The following is a 20,590-nucleotide window of genomic DNA, read 5'->3' as shown; positions in this document are numbered from 1 at the left end:
GGAAGTAATTACGGTAAGTAAGGCAAAAAAAAACACTACCACGATAATACGTTTAGGGTAAAAATGGGTACCGTTTTACTACGTTTTCGTGTTACTTGTTTCTAATAATCAGTTTGTTATGATTGAATGATTTGTAGCCGCTTTATTTCAAGTCGATGAGAAAATCCACTAATCCCGTTCCGTCGGGGATATCCAGTTTCTTGCGCAAACGGTAGCGTGCTGCCTCTACTCCCCGGATAGTGAGGTTGGTCATTTGCGCAATGTCTTTCGTAGAAAGATTCAGGCGCAGCAGCGCACAAAAACGGAGGTCGGTAGCGGTAAGACTGGGATAACGTTCGCGCAAATTACGGAAGAATTTCTCATGAATCAGGTCGAAATTGTTCTGGAATACATCCCAAAATTCCTGTGTCTCGATGTTTTCGTTGATGAGCTTCAGCAGAGATTCGAGGTTCTTGCGTCCATATTGCCCTTTCACCAGGGACTCTTGTACGACAGTACGAAGTTTCTCCAGGACCTCGTTCTTGGCAAATACACCCAGTGCCATGCTGGCAAGGTCTTTACTCTTTGCCGACAACTCGGCTTCCAGCAATTGCTGTTGCTGCAGAGTTATCAGATGCTCCTGCTCGCGCATCTTGATGTTCTGCTGCACCTGCTCTGCCTCATACTCCTTCCGTTTCTTTTCCATGGCACGGTTGGCGCGCCACTTGGAGAAAAAGTAGACAAGCGCTGTGAGAACTATGAGATAGAGCGCAAAGGCATAATAGGAGAGGTAGAAAGGGCGGGCTATGGCAAAATGATATTCCACCTCACCGATTTTCTGTCCCAAATCATTATAGGCTTCTGCCTGGAATGTGTATTCTCCGTAATCCAGGCTACCGTAGCGGATTTCGGGCTCTTTCAGGTCCGATGTCAGCGCCATGCCTTGTCCTCCTTGCAGGACATAATGGAAATGTACGGACAATTTATTGTAATGCGGCAGGCTTACTGAGAACAGCAAATCCCGGTAATTGCTTTCCAGTTCGACATTTCCAGACAGAGGCAGGCGTTTCTCCTTTTTATCGGAAGAGGAAGCAGTGACCGAGCTCAGTGAGAGGGCGGACTCCAGAGTAGGACTGAGGCTGTCTGTGTTTTTGCTGTAACTGGCGATTCCGTTGTTCAGATTAAAATAGACAACGTCATTGTCGACGAACACATTGTTGTAGTTCTCTATGCATGGAGAATCAAACAGTTCGATGAGGATGCGCTGCTTCACGATGTACTCTCCTTCTGCGTACTCTACCAGTACGTACTCATGTGAACCGGACAGCCAGAAGCGGTCGTTCGTGACGGATACCACAGAATGAGCATTCCTGATGTAAGGCAGAATGGCATTCAGCTTTTGGAAGGGGATAATCTGCCGGGTGATGTCGTCATAGGTATAGAAGCCGTTGGGACTGGAAAAGACGATACGTCCTCGCATTTTCATTACTTGGATAGGGCCGATGATATATTCCGAGCCTAAATGGGAGATGTGCCGTACGCTTTTTACAGCCGACAAGTCATCGCTCAAGACTATTTTATAGACTCCCTGATACATGTGTGAAGCCCAGATGACACCGCTTTGGTCCACCTCCAAGTGCATGACCGGTGCAATGAAGCCGTCTATGACATGCGAAAAGGTCCATTGCCCGTTCTTCTTTTTATAGATACGCAAATTGGCGTAGGATGATTCCAACAGTATCTCTTCGCCATAGAGGGTGCACTTTATCAGACACGTACTGCTGTTGGTATTGCTTATGACGGAAACATTCCCTTTTTCGCCTATTAATAAGGTATGGGCATTGTTGCCTGCAAAGAGTTGCCCGTCAATGTCCTTCACATACCAGTTCTGTCCTTCAGTATGGGGAAGCAGGCGCAGATTCTCGGTAACCTGGTGGTATTCGTACAAGCCCTGGTTGGTGGCCAGATAGAAACAGTCGCCCCGGTGGGCTATGTCGTACACCATGCCCAGTTTGGTTTCATGGTTGGCAGGAGTCAGCAGCATGACGGGTGAGTTGTGGTGGATGTATGCGATGCCGTCGTCCAATGCTGCCCATACGTTGTTGTCTTTGTCACAGAACAAGCCCAGGACTGTGTTGTTGTCCAGACGGTTATCCAGATTGAAGTGCCAGAGGCAATGTCCTTTGCGGTCGATGGCGTATATGCCATTCAAGACTGTACCTATCATGAATATGGAATCATTGGTCATGACGGCGCGGTTCACTCGCTGTTTCTTCAGCTCTGCATCAATGTCTGTTTTCCAGGGGGTGATGTCACCGTTGTAGCGGAACAATCCGTTATTCTCTGTGACCATCAGGAAGCTGTCGTCCCCGTCGGGCAGTAATGCCACTACATTGTCATCGTTCACTTGGCTGCGGGGGAAGAGATGAAGGAAATCCTTGCCGTCGAATTCATAGAAGTCCTCATCAATCATCTGTGTGTAGATATGTCCGTTTTGGGTGTAGAAGTAGAGCGGCTGTTGCTGTCTGTTGCGGAAAGCGTGTACCATCTTCCCGTCGTAGGAGAACCAGGCGCTGAACGACTGGAAGTAGATGCGGCCGTCCAGCTCTACAATGTTCCATATCTCGTTGTTCTCCATGGGGAAATTTTTCAGGAATTTGCTCAAAGAATGGTACCGGAGAGTGCCTGCCTCCGAATACTTGAAATAGCCGAATTCCTCGAATGCCCCCACATAGATACGGTCTTCTTTCACATACACCGAACGGACAATATGGTTCCCCGGCACTTTGTGGAGAGTCCAGCGATAACCGTCATATACCAGGAGCCCCTGGCTGTTGCCGAAATACATTTCGCCGTTGCTGCCTTGCGCACATGCCCAGTTCTGATAACCGGCTTCATAGTCTTTGGCAAGATAGTTGGTGACGGCGGGCATGAAGGAAGAAGCCCTGGCCTGGATGAAGAGGATGAACAATAGAAGGCACACTACCCAATACTTGAAAAGCATCGGTCTTATCGTATTTTGTTTCATTTTTTCAGGTTAATCGAAGTGTTTCTTGGAAGCAAAGATACAATAAGTATTCTAAATATTGTGTTTTGATGAGATAAAAAAGGTACTTGAAGCGGTTAGGGAGGATGTTTCTTAATGAATATCCTCCCCTCTTAGTTGTTTGTCTTTTGAAATTTATTATAGGGATTGTGCGGATGATAGGACTCGAACCTACACGCCTCACGGCACCAGATCCTAAGTCTGGCGCGGCTGCCAATTACGCCACATCCGCGGAATAATTCCGATTAGCGGGAGCAAAGATAGAAAGAATTTTCGTTTTGGCAAATTGTTTTGTAGATAAAGTCGTTTTAGAAAGTCACTTTCAGTATTTTTCTTGCTTCCTCAATGATGGTGTCCAAGTCATTGTTCTCATCTTCTTTGCTCATATCCACTTTCTTGTCCGGGTCGATGCCGAACTCGATATGCTGTTTTTGGGCATCGAGGTGCGGGCTGGCAGAAAAGCGTACCCCCCATCCGTTGGGCAGTTCCGAAGAGAATGGCAGGCCCGACCCGCCGCCGGTTTTATCACCAACCAGGGTGACATTGGGAAAACAGCGCATGGAGTTGACAAAATCATTGGTTGCACTATAGGAATGACGGTTGGTCAGGACAATTACCTTTTTTTGCCAGCGGATACTGTTGGAAGGTTCCACATAAATGGGAGTCGGATCTGAAAAATCGCTATGGCCTTTGCCGGTCTTGTGCTGAATATATCCCGTCAGTACTTTTTCATTCGTGAAGCGTTGTGCCATTCGGGTGGCGTTTGTCAGGTTGCCGCCACCATTGTTGCGCACGTCGATAATCAGGCCGTTACAAGCGGAAAGGTATAACAGAATCTCATCCAGGTTGCCGTTTCCGATGCCGCTAGAGAAATCACCGTAATAGATATATCCTATGTTGTCCTCCAATATGGTATATTTGGCGCCTCCAGCAATGCGGTAGTCTCTTCCCAGGTACTTTTCAATGATACTTTCGTTGAAGTTACGAGGATAATCCAGATACCAGTCCCAGTAGCGCGCCATGTTGGAAGAAGAGTACAAGTTGACATGTCCGTCTTTTAACTCGGCAAGCATGTTACCTAATATTTCAAATAGACCGTCGTAGCTCATTCCCGGGGTAATGAGTGGCTGGTACTTGTCATGGATGGCATCCCAGTCTATTTGCTTGTAGTCCAAGAAGCAGTACTGTTCGTCTATTATTTTCCACAAGGCTTCGAAATTGCCTTGTGGGGTATTGTCGAACTCTTCCTCACGAATACATCCGTTCAATAGGGGCAATAACGTGAGTAGGATACTCCAAATTATTAAAATATATCTTCTTTTCATGCACATTATCCTTATCATTTTATCGTTTATCACCTTGTCACTTTTTACTTTCTCTTGTTAGGAAACAGATAGAGTTCCTTTACGAACCCCACCATGAATACATGCGAGTAAGTATGTGTCTTTATTTCATTTACTTTGGACTGTTGTGCGTCCCATATGTAAGCGAAACGCATCCGGGCACGTCCCACCGGAAAGTCTGCGGTCAGCATTTGTCTCAGAGAGGGCTGGTTGTGCAGGGAGGTGAAGTTCACTACTCCGTCCCAATGTCCTAACGTAAATATCTCGTAGTAGGACTGTCCATAGTTGGGCATGAACATGATACCTGCCAAGGGAAGATTTACCTGATAGCGTAGTGTGATGGGACGGTTCTTGATGCGCAAGTCCCAAATAGCCATTCCCGATGCGGCAAGGTTGATATAGGCACGTGCTTGGGCGGGGTTGTTTCCGTTGCGCAGATTATAGACAAAGCCACCGTTGAAGTCGCCGACTCCTCCGGCAAGCAGTTTGAAATTGCCCGTGATTGGAAAATTATAATGCAGGCCGTAGTTCCAGTTGGCCAGTCCGGAGAATGTATTGTTATTGTCTACTTTGTTGTGTGTATATCCCAAGTCTGCCTGGAAGAAAGTTTGCAGAGACACGTTGCCGTCCATCAACCGTGTCATCCGCATGCTTTCGCGGGAGATACGGAAATCGATTCCCTTATACTCCTGAGGTGAAAGATAAGTGTCGAACACGTTGGTGAAGCCGACACCATACATGGTGGCACGGGTGATAATACGGTTACGGTTGGTGGAGTCAGCCCGTAGCTTCCGGTCGATGCTGCATTGTGCTTCTTGTGCTTTCAGTCCGACACTTCCCAAGAGCAGTCCGCATAGGATTATTATCTTGTATATGTACATATTAAATTATCAATTACAAATTAGTAATCGTTAGCCACTAATACTTCATTTCCGTCCTTCATCAAAAGAGTTTCATCTGTCCTGTCATCTCGTCCAGTATGTCCCCTTCGCTTTTACCGTGGTCGGGGTCCAGAATTTCCGGTTCTTCATCCGTTTCCTGCTCTTCGGTTTTCTGCGAGGGTTCCGGTTGACGGGTAGGCTCCAGCTCGTTGATGGTTTCTATAGTATAGGTGGTCAGGCGCTTACCTTTTGCTTTGAAGCCTTTCACGGCGATGAATTCGTCGGCTTCCACCACCATCGGCTCTCGGAAATTGTCGTGGCCGCCAAACACCACCTCTAAACGCGGGTAGCACTCGTCTGTCAGCAGAATGAGGCTGCTGTTCTTGTTTTCTCCCAAGTAGTTTTGCTTGCGGGCGGTTGCCTCGAAGCAGAAACGCTTGATGTAAGGATAGTTCTGCTGGTCGGCATCGTAGAGTACGGCGGTCCATACTTTGTTCGGATCGTATTTCTCCAATACGCGTATGCCATCGTCATAGTGATTGTTCAAGTCGAAGTTGGTCGCATAGAAATCTCCGCTGTTCTGTACGACAAGGATGGTGTCTTCGCTCTGGAATTCTCCGAGATATTCTCCGCGCCCGTCGTAGTTGAGACGTAGCACATCACGGTCGAACCAGACTTTCCGTCCACCCAGCGTGGAGCCTCCACGTTGTTTCAAGGCTATCTTGTGTACGGGGAGTTTCGTGAGTATATTTCCCATCGCCTGCCGTCCCTTGATATTGATATTGCTAAAATCCTCCTCGAAGATAATACGGCGTACACGGGGATTGGGTTTCAGGGTTACCTTGATGATTTCAGCTTCTCCATTGGGATTGGCGGTGAAGTAGGTGATACGGGAGTCGGGAGTACCTTGCGTCACATCGTATTCGCGGTCACGCACCACGGAAGTGACGGCAAAACGCTTGATATAGCTTGTCCCCTCCTTGCCGTCACGGTAGCAGACATTGTAGATGGTACGTTTGTCGTTCTTCTTAAAAATGTTGGCATAAAGTATATTCTTGCCCACGAACTTCTTGTCGGCCACCGGTGTGATGATATATTTTCCATCGCGGAAGAAGATAATCACGTCATCTATGGGCGAGCAGTTGCCTATGAATTCGTCTTTCTTCAATCCAGTTCCGATGAAACCCTCTTCGCGGTTGATGTACAGCTTTTCGTTGGCTTCGATGACTTTGGTTGCTTCGATGGTGTCGAAGTTACGCAGTTCCGTGCGGCGGGGGAAGGCTTTGCCGTACTTGTCCTTCAACATACGGAACCAGTCGACGGTATATTCCACGATGTTTGCCAGATGGCAGTCTATCTCCTCTATGTCCTTTCGCATGCGTGCTATCAGTTCCTCTGCCTTGTCGGAGTTGAATTTGAGGATACGTGCCATCTTTATCTCCATCAGCCGGAGGATGTCTTCCTTGGTCACTTCGCGGATAAAAGTCGGGTAGTAGGGAGTCAGGCGCTCATCGATATGTTCGCAGGCGGCATCCATGTTTTTGGCTTGTTCAAACTCCTTATCCTTGTAAATACGTTCTTCAATGAATATCTTTTCGAGTGAAGCGAAATGCAGGCTTTCCAGTATCTCTCCCTTACGGATTTCCAGTTCCTGGCGTAGCAGTGCCAATGTGTTGTCGACTGATTTGCGCAATACATCACTCACGGTGAGGAAGTGGGGCTTTTGGTCGTCGATGACACAGCAGTTGGGAGAGATGCTCACTTCACAGTCGGTGAAGGCATAGAGGGCATCGATGGTCTTGTCGGATGATACACCCGGGGCTAGATGCACTAATATTTCCACACTGCCGGATGTTAGGTCCTCTACCTTACGTATCTTGATTTTTCCTTTTTCGCTGGCCTTTACGATGGAGTCGCATACACTGGCCACCGTTTTCCCGTAAGGAATTTCCTTAATGGCAAGTGTCTTGTTGTCTATCTTTTCTATTTTGGAGCGCACGCGTATCGCACCGCCACGTTCACCGTCGTTGTATTTGGATACATCGATACTGCCTCCCGTCTGGAAGTCGGGGTACAGCTTGAATTCTTCGTTGTGCAGATAGCTGATGGAAGCATCGCACAGCTCATTGAAGTTATGTGGTAATATTTTGGATGACAGGCCTACGGCAATACCTTCCACACCTTGTGCAAGCAGCAGTGGGAATTTTACCGGTAGTGTAACCGGTTCTTTGTTTCGCCCGTCATAAGAGAGTTTCCATTCGGTGGTCTTGGGGTTGAATACCACGTCCAGTGCGAACTTGGAGAGACGTGCTTCGATATAACGGGGGGCAGCGGCGCTGTCACCCGTCAGAATGTTACCCCAGTTTCCCTGGCAATCCACGAGCAAGTCCTTTTGTCCCAGTTGTACCAGAGCATCGCCGATAGAAGCATCACCGTGCGGATGGAACTGCATGGTATGTCCTACGATGTTCGCCACCTTGTTGTAGCGCCCGTCTTCCATGCGGCGCATGGAGTGGAGGATACGCCGCTGTACGGGTTTCAGACCATCCATGATATGGGGTACGGCACGTTCCAATATAACGTATGAGGCGTAGTCCAGAAACCAATTCTGGTACATGCCGCTCAGTTGGTGCTTTATATTGGCATCCTTTGCGTCCGCAGGTTTGTAATCCGAGTGTTCTTCGCTCCCGGCCGGGAGTTCCTTGTCCAAATCATCTTTCGGTGCTTCAAAATCTTCGCTCATATTTGTTCGGGAATTGTCTATTCTATGATATTACTGATTTTTCAGTTGCAGGCAAAAATACAATTTTTGTTCGATAAATGAGAATTTGCGCGGAACTATTGTGCCAAATCCTTCCCATTTTTTAAAACTTCTGCCCGTTAATGGAACCAATCTGTCTCTTTCCCGTTAGCGGAATTATATTGAGGACGTGCTTCCGCCTCTTTGCGGACAGCGATGTTGCTTTTGTCTTTCTTGCCGACAAGTTGGCAAGGTTTTGCCACCACATTGGCAAAGCTTTGCCAAAGGCATGGCAAAACTTTGCCAATATGGTGGCAAAACGCTGGCAAAGTAACTTGCTGGCTTGTTGTGTGTTGGCTCGAATTGTGCAGCGATATCATCACAAGGGTGAAGAGATACTGGGCAGATTCTGCCGACGGATTCATTATTTTGTGAATTTCCATTCGTCAAATAAGAACTTTCCGTTCCCGAATACGAAGTAAATGTCGTGTTTGCCTTTTATCCGTTTGTCCAACGGCTTTGTCAATGTTTGCCACGTATCGGTATCAAAGGTCAAGGTGGATAGGAGCGGACCGTCTGGACTGTCCATGTGTATTTCGATGGAGCCTTTCCCTTTTATCTTCATCTGTATGGCTTGAGGTGATTGCGGGAATTCCGCACCGCGGACACAGATGGCCTGTCCGCTCTTGTTTCCTACGGCAGACATGTTGCCTGTCTGTCCGGTAGGTTCAAAGGCAACGCCGCGTGTGGCGGCTGTGGTCTCGGCCTGTTGCTGCGCAAACGGGTCGAGAGGCTTGATTTGTGAAACGCCCTTGGCTGTGGCTGTGCCCATGTGGATAGTGAGGTCCTTTTCGTCCACCTCTATTTCTTCCACGCAGATACTGCGGACACCCACTTTGAGGTCGCGGCTGTCCTGCAAGCCCAGTGAGTGGTAGAAGAGATAGTACTTCCCTTGAAATTTTACCAGATGTGTATGGTTGTTGCTGTCGGACATGCCATAGTCGCCGGGATTTTTGAAGTAGTTGTCCCGATAGGTCCAGCTGTCTGTCTCAAGTGGCGTGCGACTCGTCATGTAGCTCATGCAGCACCGGCTCGGCTTGTCTATATCCTTGTGGGGCCATGCATCCCGGTTCTTCCAGTTGGTGTTGTAGGTGTAAATCCAAGTGCCGTTCAGATAGTTCAGTTCGTTTGCTTCAAAGTGGTATGGCGCTTTTATTTCAACTATTTCGCTGTCCAGCGTCTTCATGTCATTTGCCAGCCGCACGATGCGTGCGTCTCCGGGAATGTAGTCGTCGCTGTCGCCCCCGCCAAAGGAGAGCCAGCCGATGCCCTTGTCGTCGATGACTACTCCCGGATCGAAGGGAGCTTTACACTTGCCGAGTCCTGGAGTATTACCGTCTACCACACATTTGCCCAATGGGTCTGTCCAGGGCCCCACGGGGGAAGTGGCAGTCAGCATACCTACACCGGAACCGCTGTTGGAGTAGTACAGATAGAAGTGGGTTTTGCCGTCGGCCTCCTTGCGCGAAGCGATGGAAGGTGCCCACGAAGCCATTCCCCAGGGAGCCAGAGCCTTTACATTGATTACTCCGTGATAAGTCCAGTTCACCATGTCGTCAGAAGAGACCATAGTCAGCGAATGGATGTGCTGATAGGTGTTTTTCCCGTTACGGCCCACTACATCATATTGCTGGTGGTCGTTAGTGCCGTACACATAAATGCGGCCGTCGTGCACCACTGCTGTGGGGTCGGCCATGTATTGGAAGTCGAGAAGGGGATTGGCATTGCCGGTAGAGAACTTGGGCGAGAATTCAAAAGATTCTTCCAAAGCGCTGTCTGTAGAAACCGGAATGTTTTCAGAAGAGGCAATGCTGTCTGCCCGGAAGGGGGCTAAGGGGATGCCTTCCGTTGAAAAAAGGTTGCCTTGAGCAGCGTCACTGAAGCAGTAGCGAATGGAAACCGGGCTTTCGATTCCTTTTACCGGGACAATCAGCTTTCCCCCGTCTATCCTGGCCCGGGCCTCTTGCCATTCCTGGCCGGCTGCGGCCATCATCAGCCCCTCTATCCTTTTCCCGTGTACGGCCAGTCCGTTCTTTATGTCTTTGAAAGAGATTGTCACATGGTTGCCTTTGCGGCAGGCGCTTTCAAAGACCGGGCTTTTATAGGGGCCTGCATATATATGGTATGTATCGTCCAGTGCAAGATTGGCGAGACGTTTGCCTACGCTTCTTTTGTCACGTGGATGGATGTCCTGCACATTGTCCACCAAATCTGACACGGTAATCATCTTGACCTTGTCCAGCATTTCGGGCAACATGGCCTGCTGCTCGCGTAGCAGTGCCGGTCCGTTGTCTTTGGAGTGGTATTGGAAGGGGGCTATCTGGACCAGATAGAATGGGAATTCCTTGTTAAATCCGGTACGCCACGAGCCTATCAGCCGCTGCATCACCCGGGCGTAGGAGCTGGCACGGCCTTGGTTGGCTTCTCCCTGATACCAGATGCATCCGGCAATGCCGTAGGGCATCACGGGATAAATCATGCTGTTGTACAACGTGCCTGTTTCAGCCGGAAACCAAGGATTGGATTCATACGGATAGTCGCACAAGACCGGGTCGCTCATTACGCATTCGCGGGGCGTCCATGTCTCGGCGGTGGTTCCGCCCCATGCGGCTACGATGATTCCTACCGGCACGTCCAGCTCTTCCTGGATGTTGCGGCCGAAGAAGTAGGCCAGGGCACTCGTGCTGCGCATCGTTTCGGGCGTGCACTGTGTCCATTGCGAGAAACAGTTTTCTTGAGGGAACGGGGCGGCTATTCTGGCCACGTGAAAAATTCGGAGATTGGGACAATGGGCATTTGCCGTTTCCTCGTCTCCGTTCTTTATGCCGTGGTTGGCGCTCCATTCCATATTGGATTGTCCGCTGCACAGCCAAACTTCGCCTAGCATGACATCGGTCAAGGTTACTTCTGACGAGCCGCTGAAACGAATCTCATAAGGTCCGCCGGCTTCGCCGGAAGGTACACGGGCTGACCATTTCCCCGTATTATTGACTTGGGTTTTGATTATTTCTCCTTTCATCCATTCGGGGGCGATGGAAATTGTTTCTCCCGGAATACCCCATCCCCAGAAAGTAAGTTCTGAGTTACGTTGTAGCACCATATGGTTGGAAAATATGGCAGGGAGTTGTATCGCTGCCTGCAATTTCAGGATGCCGAGCAGCATAAACAAACTTAAAAGGGCAAGATAATGATGATATTTTTTCATACGAGTATTTATTTCCATAATGCAAATTAATAGCTGTTTTTAGAAACCATTACATTTTAACCGTTACTTTTTTCCCATTATAAGCCACTGCCTTTTTTGCGCCATCAGCGGTTACTATGTTGAATTTCCGTTCTTTCAACATACCGGAAAACTCTCCTTTCCGATTTTCAATAGTGAGCATGCGAGTACGGTCATTCCATTTCATCGTAATGGTGCTGTACATTCCTTTTTCATAATTGTAGTTGTCATTCTCGTCTTCGTAAAGTGTGAATTCGCCGTTACAACCGGGATACACTTTTATCTCCAAGTTGTCCCATGATTTTTCGGTGCTATACTGCACTTCGGGACCTATTGGCAGGATGGAACCTGCTTTCACATAAAGTGGTAAAATGTCAATAGGGGTATCTTTCACGATATATTGTCCGCCGGAGTGTTTCTGATTGGTCCAAAAATCATACCATTCCGTATTTTTAGGCAGATATATTCGCATAGACTTAACGGTACTGAAATCTTCTACACGGATGGTGTCCGAAACTGTTTGGGTATACATGGGTTGGGTTACAGGGCATACCAATAGGGATTTGCCAAACATATACTGATTGTGGATGTTCCACACGTTGCGATCGTGGGCAAAATCCATTGCCAAGGCACGCATGAAGCTGGACTGATTGGCAGTTACCTCCCAGGCAGTTGTGTAGATGTATGGTAACAAACTGTAGCGTAACCGAATGTATTTCTCAATCGCATCGTATATTGGCTCGCCTTTTTTGCCGAATTGATAGATTTCTCTGGGAGCACCTTCCCCATGTGATCGCATCATGGGACAGAATGTACCGAACTGTATCCAACGGGCATAAAGCTCGCGATAATCCGGGTCATCCAGCATCAAGGGATATTGCCATAGGAAGAATCCGCCGATATCGCTGTTCCAATGGGGAATGCCGCATAGTGAGAAGTTTAATCCCGCAGGTATTTGCTTCTCCAAAACTTCCCATGATGCTGTGATATCTCCTGTCCATGTATTGGCACCATAACGTTGCTGGCCGGCAAAGGCTGAGCGGGTAAGGATAAATACGCGTTTATCCGAAGTTACGGCACGCTGGTGGTCGTACACTCCACCTACACTCATTAAAGGGTAGGCATTGCGTACTTTACGGAATGACCCCAAATAGGTGGGCGTGTCAAAATCTTCAGGAATGGGGTGAAAATGGTCGGGTTCGGTAGAGTCCATCCACCAGCCGTCTATACCCACAGAACGTAGGTTCTCGTTCAGGTACTTCCAATAGATGTCGCGTGCTTGCGGATGGTAGGCATCGTACACGCGGGCACCGGATGGATAGTCCATATTGGGAGGCCACTTCTCGGAACCGGATTCGGGCCATGTGCGGAAGTTGAAGAGCATGTTCCCTTTGTCTAACTCGCGATAGGGTTTGGTATGTGGTCCGAAAGCTGACCAAATGGAGATAATAATGTGGGCGTTCATTCCGTGTATGTCTTCCATCATTTTTTTGGGGTCGGAGAATTCTTCGTTCAAAAAATCCATTGCGTTCCACAGGTAGTTGCTTCCCCAGTATCTCCAATCCTGGATAATTCCATCGAGGGGCACACCCAGTTCGCGGTATTTTTGCACTACGCCAACAATCTCTTTTTGGCTTTTGTAGCGTTCACGGCTTTGCCAGAATCCATATGTCCATAATGGAAACATGGGCACTTGTCCTGTGAGGTAGCGCATCTGGGCAACTACTCCATCGGCATTTTCGCCGTACATGAAATAGTAGTCAATGCAGTCGCCGACTTCAGAAAGGAAGGATGTCTCTTCTTGATTGTCTTTGAAGATGGTTGGCGAATAGTTGTCCCAAAAGAGACCGTAGCCTTTGACGGACTGGAAGAAGGGAATCACATCCTCAAGATTGTCTTGGATAAGGCGTTTGGTCTGGTTACGTTGCGACATTTTGCCGTTTTGCAATTGTCCCAATCCATAAATAGCTTCGTCTTTCTCTAAGGTGAACGATTGATAAACGCTGAAGGTTTTTGTGCCGGCATCGTTGAAATCATCAAAACGTGCACCTTTATTTTGTTCTTGCAACAGCGATTTTCCATCGGAAGAGGCAAAAGTTATTTGTCCGGTCTCTTCGTTGAGATGGACTGTAAGCTGATGGCTTTTGATAGTCAATATGCCCCCTTTCGAAGAGACGGATAGTTTTACTTTTTCCGGTTGCCCGATGACCGACAAGCTTTCTTTGGTATACTTCCAGCCGTCAGGCGATTTTAAGATTCTCACTGTGACAGGAGAGAAGAAGCTAATATCTATATTTATACCTTGCACAGTGCTTTTTATGCCTTGTGAGGTGCGTTGGTAGGTTTGTGCTCTGCCTTGTTCTGCTATGAAAAATGTCAGCATCAGCAGGACAAATAATCTTAAAAAAAATCCCTTTTTCATACAATATCAGCAGTTTAACGGTTAGTGATTTTCAGTACCAAAGAAATAGGATTGGGTGTCTTGTCTTTGGGAAGGTCAATAAGCAAGCCTTTGGAAGTTCTTCTGAACTTTGCCTTTCCGCCTCCTAATAATTCTACCTTTTCGATTTCTCCTTTGCAGTAGGGACTGCCGGTAGCCAGTGATTTTATCTGTATTTTTCCGTCTGAGGGCCATTTCATGATATGGGCATACAAGTATTTCCCTTTTTTCACAAACCGGATGTCGGCAGAAGTGTAGGGTGCGTTCTTGCCTTCGTTGAATCCTGCTCCGTCCAAAGGTATTGCTGTTTCTGTGGAGGGACCTTCACCATAAATACACCAGGGACGTGTGTCGAATATTCCTTCTCCGTTCACCTCCATCCAGGCGGCTATGTCTTCCAGAATTTTTTCTTCCTTGTCGTCGATGGTGCCGTTTCCTTTCATTGGTACGCTTAGTAATAGGTTGCCATTTTTACTGACGATGTCAATGAGCATGTGGATGACGGTCTCGGCTGATTTATACCAGTTGTCTTCGTAAGCAGAGCGGTTATAGTGCCAAGTACCGAGGCAACTACAGGTTTGCCACGCCTTGTCCTGGCATTCCGATGGAACCCCTTTTTCTACATCCCATACGATGGCCTCTTTATGTTTAGCTTCCAGCTTCTTTCCGAAGACTACAGCATTGAGATTGCCCTTGTGAAGCTTCATGTTCTGGTTATAGTAGTGCGACACGACTTTCAGCCCCGTATCGTTGATGGGCCAGAAGGGGAGTACGCTGTCGTCGAAATAGACCAGGTCGGGATGATATTTGTTTATCATGTCCACTGTGCGGTCGAAGAAGTTGTCGTAGTAACTCTGCGGGGGGACAGAGGTTCCTTCGGGCCAGTCCCATGCCACCCAAGCATGTCCGCTCAGGGCATGATTCTGTACGTATAGCTCTTGCGGGTCGTAGCCTTCCCACCATTTTCCCTTGCCGTCTTCCTTAGTCACTACGCGGGCATCGTAGGAGATTCCTGCGTATGGGCCTTTCTTGTCGGCTCCTTGTGCAGTTTCATACCATGTCCAAGCATGGGAGGAGTGGATGCTGACACCGAAGGGCAGTTTGTTTTTGCGGGCCGCTTTCTCCCATTCGCCCAGTACGTTTCGCTTGGGGCCCATGTTGACGGAGTTCCATGATTGGTATTTACTGTCCCACAAGTCCATGTTGTCGTGATGATTACCCATGGCAAAGAAATATCGGGCACCGGTTTTCTTGAAAAGGGCTACCAGCCTCTCCGGATTCCATTTCTCGGCTTTCCATTCGTTGATTACATCCTTGAAGCCGAATTCCGAAGGATGTCCGTAATGCTCCAAGTGCCACTTGTAGGCAGCACCGCCCTCTTCGTACATGCCACGACCGTACCAGTCGCCGGCTTCGGGTTGGCATTGCGGACCCCAGTGTGCCCATATGCCGAATTTGGCGTTGCGGAACCATTCGGGCACTTCGTATTGGGACAATGACTCCCAGGTGGGTGAGAACTTGCCCGGTTCTGCTTTCTCTTGTTGTGCCAATGCACTGCCCCCTTGCAGGATGCAGGCAGATAGGAGAATTGTTTTAAAGATGTTTCTTTTCATACCTTTATTGTTGTTTACAAAATGTTTATTTCCTTTTTGAATACATTGATGAACGGATTATTCTGTTTTGTCCATATACTCCATGATAAACCCATATCGGTAGGAGCGATTGCCGTCAATGGTGTATGGCTTCATGGTCTGTGCGCCCCATCCGTCGTTTCCACCTACTCCGTGTATGTTGGAGTCGATATTCAGGTTGATGAAGTCGCGTTCGGGCAGTTCGTGCGCATGTTCTTTCCCTTCTAGGTCTTCTTCCCCGTAGGGCCATATACGGAAACATAGGGGTTGCAGGCCTTTGACTTGTATTTTCCATCGCTCACTGTCTCCCAGCATGAACCAGCGTGTATCGCACCGGTTGGCATTGTCTTGCGGTACGATGTAGTTCGTGATAAATTCGTGTATGCCACACTCGTAGACTCCCAGGAAAGCGGAGCTCTTGCGGTCGGGATAGTTCTCGAACTTGCCGCGTCCGTACCAGGCTATCCGATTCAGCGCCGAGGGCATTCTCATGCGCATACCGAATTTGGGCATCAGCGGAATATCTTCCTTTTCAGGCTGATAGGTTGCTTCTACTTGTATGCGGCCTTTGCCGTCCACAGTGTAGCGGAGATGGTAACCGGCTCCTATCCGGGGGAGGGAGAGACTGGCATCCACTATCACCATACCATCGTTTACGGTTGCTTGGTATACCTTTACGATACGTTTTTGCTCTGCATTTTTCCAAGCGCTCAAACGTTCATTGTAGCCGTTGCGGACCTGAATGTCATTTGCCGGTTTCCAAAAATAGGGTTCCAAGGCACTGTGCAACAACTCTTCTCCCTTGACTCGCCAACTCACCAAAGCACCGGTACCTTTTTCTATGGTGAACAAGGCATCGGCGGCTATAATTTCCACCGCTTCGGGTGTCTCCTTAAATGTGGCCTTCCCGCCGTCATCCTTCAATTGTGGGAATTCATAGTCATGATACGTAAGTTGTTCCTTGGCAACTTTGAAGCCCTTCTCTGCCCACGTCGTGGATTCCTTCAACGTGGCATATACATTGAGGCAAAGTTCCCCACACTTATCCGGTCTTGAAGGTACCTCCAGCAGATTCCCTTCGGACAAGTGGAGGTCGCCGTTGCGTACAGCCTTTCCGTTACATATCCACTCATAGCTGTAATCGAATTCATCCAAATCGGAAAATGCATACCCGTTGGTCAATTTGATTTGCTGTGTTCCCTTCTTTTCAAACTTGATGTATTGATATACTTTTTGTACTTCATAGTAATGGGGGTGAGGCACCCGGTCGGGAGATACCAGCCCGTTAATGCCGGTGGGACCGTCGTTGGGATAGTCCCCGAAATCTCCTCCATACGCCCAGAATTCATCGGGCAGTAATGGGAGTGACGAGGGGCTCTCGCCGAAACTTAACGGTGCACCGTTCAGCTTTTTAGGAATGCCTTGGTCTACCCAGCACCAAATGGCAGCTCCGATAATACTCTCGTCCTTTTCAATCACATCCCAATACTCCTTGAGGTTGCCGATGGAATTTCCCATGGCGTAGGCATATTCTCTCATGAATACGGGGCGGTCGGTTATTTTCTTGCCAAGTTCCTTCAAAGCGTCGGGATGCAGATAGGCTTCGTCATAGACATCGGATACCGTGCGGTCTGTATCGTCGTATATCGGCCTGGTGGGGTCTAAGGCACGGACTGTGTCTGCCATGGCTCGCAAATTGGCTCCGCTTCCGCCCTCGTTGCCCAACGACCAGAATAGGATGCACGGATGGTTCTTGTCCCTTGCCACCACGGCCACTGCCCTGTCCACATGGGCCAGTGTCCATTGCGGGTTGTCCCCTAATGCTTTGTTCCCCAAACCGTAGGCGTGACTTTCGTGGTTCGCTTCGTCCATTACGTAGATTCCATACTTGTCACATAGTTCGTACAGCAATGGTAGATGTGGATAGTGGGACGTGCGTATCATGTTGATGTTGGCTTGTTTAATCAACCGGATATCTCTTTCCATCGTCTGGCTGTCGACAAAGAATCCCATACGGGGATGAAAGTCGTGACGGTTCACTCCTTTCAGCTTGACGGCTTTCCCGTTGACTTTGAAGACGTCTCCCGCGATTTCTATTTTCCGTATGCCCCAATGGTATTCGAACGATTCCAAAAGTTCATTCTTCCTGCGAAGCTTGATGTGGATGTCATATAGATGCGGTTTTTCGGCAGACCATAGTTGAGGCTCCCGGAGCATTTCGGACAGTGTGACGCTCGTTTCAGAAAAGGCCTGAATAGTACCTACGGGAGCCACCATTTTTTTGTCGAGTTTATTTCCTCTGTTGTCTTTCCCCACCAGGTTTATTTCTACGGTCAGGTCTTTTACTTTGCGGTCGGTCTGGTTTCTTATCCAAATTTCGGTTCCGAATGTAGCTGAACGCATGTCGTCCGACAAGTCGCTGCTGAACCTATAGTCCCGGATATTTGTCTGGGGACGTACCCATAGCTCTACCGGCCTGAGTATTCCACTAAGCCGCCACATGTCCTGGTCTTCCAGATAACTGCCGTCCGACCACCGATACACTTCCACTGCCAGACGATTGGTTCCGTTCTTCACAAATTCGGTTATGTCAAACTCGGCAGGCGACATCGAATTCTGGCTGTAGCCTACCCGCTCTCCGTTTACCCAGACATACATGGCCGATTTTACTCCTTCAAAGTGAAGGTATAGGCACTTGTCTTTCATATCGGGCGTCACTTCGAACGTGGTGACATAAGAGCCTGTGGGATTTCTGTGCCCGTAACTGTAATATTCGGCGGGAGGCTCGCTTGTCACTTTGGGTGCATCCTTCTGGAAGGGATAGTTTACGTTGGAATAGATAGGTTTCCCATAACCTTGCAATTGCCATGCTCCCGGTACTGTGATGGTATCCCATGTGTCGGTATTGAAATCATTCTTGTAGAAGTCGGCCGGGCGCTTTCCCGGGCCGGCAGACCATTGGAATCGCCACTTGCCGTTCAGGGATATGATTTCTTTGCAATCGGCTTTTTGCGAAGGCAATGTCAGTGTGGCATGATACGGCTCTTTGTTGATGCCGACTACAATAGGATTCTCCCAGTCTGGAACTTCTTGGGCGCCGGCATATAGGGCACTTAGCAATAGAAAGGCAAATATCTTTTTTCTCATTTTTTCTCATGTTTTCTGATGGTCAATAAACTTCCATGATGAGAACTCCCCAGGGGGGCAATGTTATATGGTCTCCTTCTTTTACAGTCTTGCCGGAAATCAGCTCTTTGGACGTCGGATAGTTATGAGTGATTTCTTTGCTCTCGCTGCTGTAATTGAAGAAGTAACGGATGGCTTTTCCGGCTTTGTTTATTCCCGAACGCTGTATGATGGGGAACACGTCGCTCTCTGAAGAGATGATACCGGCATGGATGGCTGCCTTTCGCACGATGGCATTCAGCAATTCCTGCGAAGGGTAGGCTCCTATGTAGGTCAGTTTGCCTTTGCCATACTTGTTTTCGGTGACAACGGGCCATTTGCCGAAGAACGGATGCTCTGCATAAGCCAACGGGGTGGCTGTCTCGGGAATCAGGAATTCATACCAGTCGCTTATCTGGTTCTTTCCCTCTAATTGAAAGGGGTTATCCTTTAATGATAAGTCACCGATAGTGGAGAATTCCTGGTAATGGAAGCCGCAGGCTTTGCGTAGCGGCCCGGGAGCCAAGGTGGCCCGAACTGCGGAGTGCTCATTGCAGTAACCGCTTTTGTGCATCATTACCACGTGTCCGCCGGACTGTACGAATTCATCAATGGCTAATAGCAATTGGTCGGTAGCCACATACAAAGGGGGAATGACAAGCATGTCATATCCGCTGAAATCGGTTGTCTTGTCACAAGGGATGATGTCCGTTTCTATGTTTTGGAAATAGAGGGCTTTATGCACCATATCAATGGGATAATTGCTCTTGTAAGTGTAGGGCATGAAGCCGAGAGCATGATAAGAATCATGACTGTAGAGGATAGCTGCCCGGTTTTTCTTTTTCAAGTTCACGATGTGGCTGCCTATTCTTTCCAACTCTTTGGCGGTGGTGGTGAATTCCTTGTATATGCGGTTGGGCTGGAGGTCATGGCCCAGCACGCCTCGCCAGTATGTCTCCTGCCCGTAGTGCAGGGTAGACCAGTGCCAGTATTCCACCATATTGGCTCCGGAAGCATAATGTGCGTACACATTCTGCCGCAACTGGTTGTCGTAGGGAGGAAACTGGGTGCGGGCATCCCAGCCGATGCCTTGTGCGTTGGTTTCCATGACGATGTAATTGTTGTCGGCCACGGTGCGCACGAAGTCACCGGCATAAGCGATGCGCTGGCCGTCTTGTTTATCCTGTACATCGTGATAGACATTGATGGCAGGATATTGCATCTGCCTGAAACTTTCCACTTGGTCTATATTATGGAAGTCGGGCATAAAGCAGTGGGTGACAAATTGGTCTTTACGCTTGTATTCATTTACAAGGTCGCACTGCCAATTCAGAAAATCGGCCACTTCCTTCCGGTTATAGCGTTCCCATTCATTCTTGTACGAGGGGCTTGTCACTCCATCGCGCGGATAGAACTCTTCCCAGGTGTTGATGTTCATTCCCCAGTAGTTCATTCCCCATTCCTTGGCAAGCAGATTCAGGTCATTGTTGAATTTCTGTTTGATGTAGTTCCTGAATCCGAAGAAATAGTCTCTGTTGTTTACTCCGCGCGCTTCTGTTTCGTTGTCCACTTGATACCCGATGACTGCCGGATGCTGTGCATATCTTTCCAGCATCTTGCGGATAATCCGTTCGCAATAGAATTGGTAGGTCGGGTTTGTAAAATCCATGTTCTGTCTGATTCCATAATAGGCTTTGTTTCCTTTGGCGTGTTCTGCCAGCACTTCCGGGTGTTTGTATGCCAGCCATGCAGGAATGGAATAGGTGGGAGTTCCCAAGATGACTTTGATTCCTGCTGCATGCATCTTGTCCAGAATGCGGTCCATCCATTCAAATTCAAAATTTCCTTCTTGCGGCTCAAATACTCCCCAGGCAGATTCTCCAACGCGCACTACTGTCAGGCCGGCTCTTTTCATCAGCCGGATATCTTCATCCAGTCGCTCATAGGGCATATATTCATGATAGTAGGCTGCACCATAAAGCACGTTGTCGAATGAATACTGCGCTTTTATTTGTAAAGCGCTTAAAAACAACACTAATAGAATAAAGTAATTTTTGTTTTTCATAATCTTACCAGTCCGAT

General features: G+C 48.4%; 10 protein-coding genes and 1 tRNA gene. All 11 read right to left on the bottom strand.

All coding sequences use genetic code 11. The annotated features are described in order from the left end of the window. Nucleotides 1-142 precede the first annotated feature (142 nt). A complete protein-coding gene (locus DW800_RS10560) occupies nt 143-3,007 on the bottom strand; it encodes a hypothetical protein (protein ID WP_005830320.1) in 2,865 nt (954 codons plus the stop codon). Between the two features lie 168 nt (nt 3,008-3,175). After that, a tRNA-Leu gene (locus DW800_RS10555) sits at nt 3,176-3,257 on the bottom strand. Nucleotides 3,258-3,333: 76 nt separating this feature from the next. Then, nucleotides 3,334-4,350, bottom strand: coding sequence for a S41 family peptidase (locus DW800_RS10550; RefSeq protein WP_085931088.1), 1,017 nt, complete (start codon nt 4,348-4,350; stop codon nt 3,334-3,336). Between the two features lie 44 nt (nt 4,351-4,394). Beyond that, on the bottom strand, nt 4,395-5,249 hold the full coding sequence (locus tag DW800_RS10545; RefSeq protein ID WP_005830316.1) for a DUF3316 domain-containing protein: 855 nt from the start codon (nt 5,247-5,249) through the stop codon (nt 4,395-4,397). 61 nt (nt 5,250-5,310) lie between these two features. Continuing rightward, nucleotides 5,311-7,992, bottom strand: coding sequence for a DNA gyrase/topoisomerase IV subunit A (locus tag DW800_RS10540; protein WP_119958041.1), 2,682 nt, complete (start codon nt 7,990-7,992; stop codon nt 5,311-5,313). Nucleotides 7,993-8,129: 137 nt separating this feature from the next. Continuing rightward, entirely contained in the window at nt 8,130-8,414 is a 285-nt protein-coding gene (locus DW800_RS19805) for a hypothetical protein (protein WP_070100546.1), read from the bottom strand. Then, entirely contained in the window at nt 8,414-11,254 is a 2,841-nt protein-coding gene (locus tag DW800_RS10530; protein ID WP_227224326.1) for a family 43 glycosylhydrolase, read from the bottom strand. Before DW800_RS10530 ends, DW800_RS19805 begins: the two co-directional genes overlap by 1 nt. 49 nt (nt 11,255-11,303) lie before the next feature. Further along, complete coding sequence (locus DW800_RS10525) at nt 11,304-13,694, bottom strand: TIM-barrel domain-containing protein (protein WP_005830303.1); 2,391 nt, start codon at nt 13,692-13,694, stop codon at nt 11,304-11,306. Between the two features lie 14 nt (nt 13,695-13,708). Then, entirely contained in the window at nt 13,709-15,325 is a 1,617-nt protein-coding gene (locus tag DW800_RS10520) for an alpha-L-fucosidase (protein WP_035447050.1), read from the bottom strand. A gap of 57 nt (nt 15,326-15,382) precedes the next feature. Next, on the bottom strand, nt 15,383-18,490 hold the full coding sequence (locus tag DW800_RS10515; RefSeq protein ID WP_117703863.1) for a glycoside hydrolase family 2 TIM barrel-domain containing protein: 3,108 nt from the start codon (nt 18,488-18,490) through the stop codon (nt 15,383-15,385). Between the two features lie 22 nt (nt 18,491-18,512). After that, entirely contained in the window at nt 18,513-20,573 is a 2,061-nt protein-coding gene (locus DW800_RS10510; RefSeq protein ID WP_044467951.1) for a beta-galactosidase, read from the bottom strand. Nucleotides 20,574-20,590 lie beyond the last annotated feature (17 nt).

The organism is Bacteroides sp. AM32-11AC (assembly GCF_003603515.1).
Lineage (GTDB): Bacteria > Bacteroidota > Bacteroidia > Bacteroidales > Bacteroidaceae > Bacteroides > Bacteroides uniformis.
This window is presented reverse-complemented; position numbering and strand designations above follow the sequence as displayed.

Coding starts and splice junctions, on each gene's coding strand:
- DW800_RS10560 (WP_005830320.1), bottom strand. CDS start 3,007: ATGAAACAAAATACGATAAGACCGATGCTTTTCAAGTATTGGGTAGTG.
- DW800_RS10550 (WP_085931088.1), bottom strand. CDS start 4,350: ATGAAAAGAAGATATATTTTAATAATTTGGAGTATCCTACTCACGTTA.
- DW800_RS10545 (WP_005830316.1), bottom strand. CDS start 5,249: ATGTACATATACAAGATAATAATCCTATGCGGACTGCTCTTGGGAAGT.
- DW800_RS10540 (WP_119958041.1), bottom strand. CDS start 7,992: ATGAGCGAAGATTTTGAAGCACCGAAAGATGATTTGGACAAGGAACTC.
- DW800_RS19805 (WP_070100546.1), bottom strand. CDS start 8,414: ATGAATCCGTCGGCAGAATCTGCCCAGTATCTCTTCACCCTTGTGATG.
- DW800_RS10530 (WP_227224326.1), bottom strand. CDS start 11,254: ATGAAAAAATATCATCATTATCTTGCCCTTTTAAGTTTGTTTATGCTG.
- DW800_RS10525 (WP_005830303.1), bottom strand. CDS start 13,694: ATGAAAAAGGGATTTTTTTTAAGATTATTTGTCCTGCTGATGCTGACA.
- DW800_RS10520 (WP_035447050.1), bottom strand. CDS start 15,325: ATGAAAAGAAACATCTTTAAAACAATTCTCCTATCTGCCTGCATCCTG.
- DW800_RS10515 (WP_117703863.1), bottom strand. CDS start 18,490: ATGAGAAAAAAGATATTTGCCTTTCTATTGCTAAGTGCCCTATATGCC.
- DW800_RS10510 (WP_044467951.1), bottom strand. CDS start 20,573: ATGAAAAACAAAAATTACTTTATTCTATTAGTGTTGTTTTTAAGCGCT.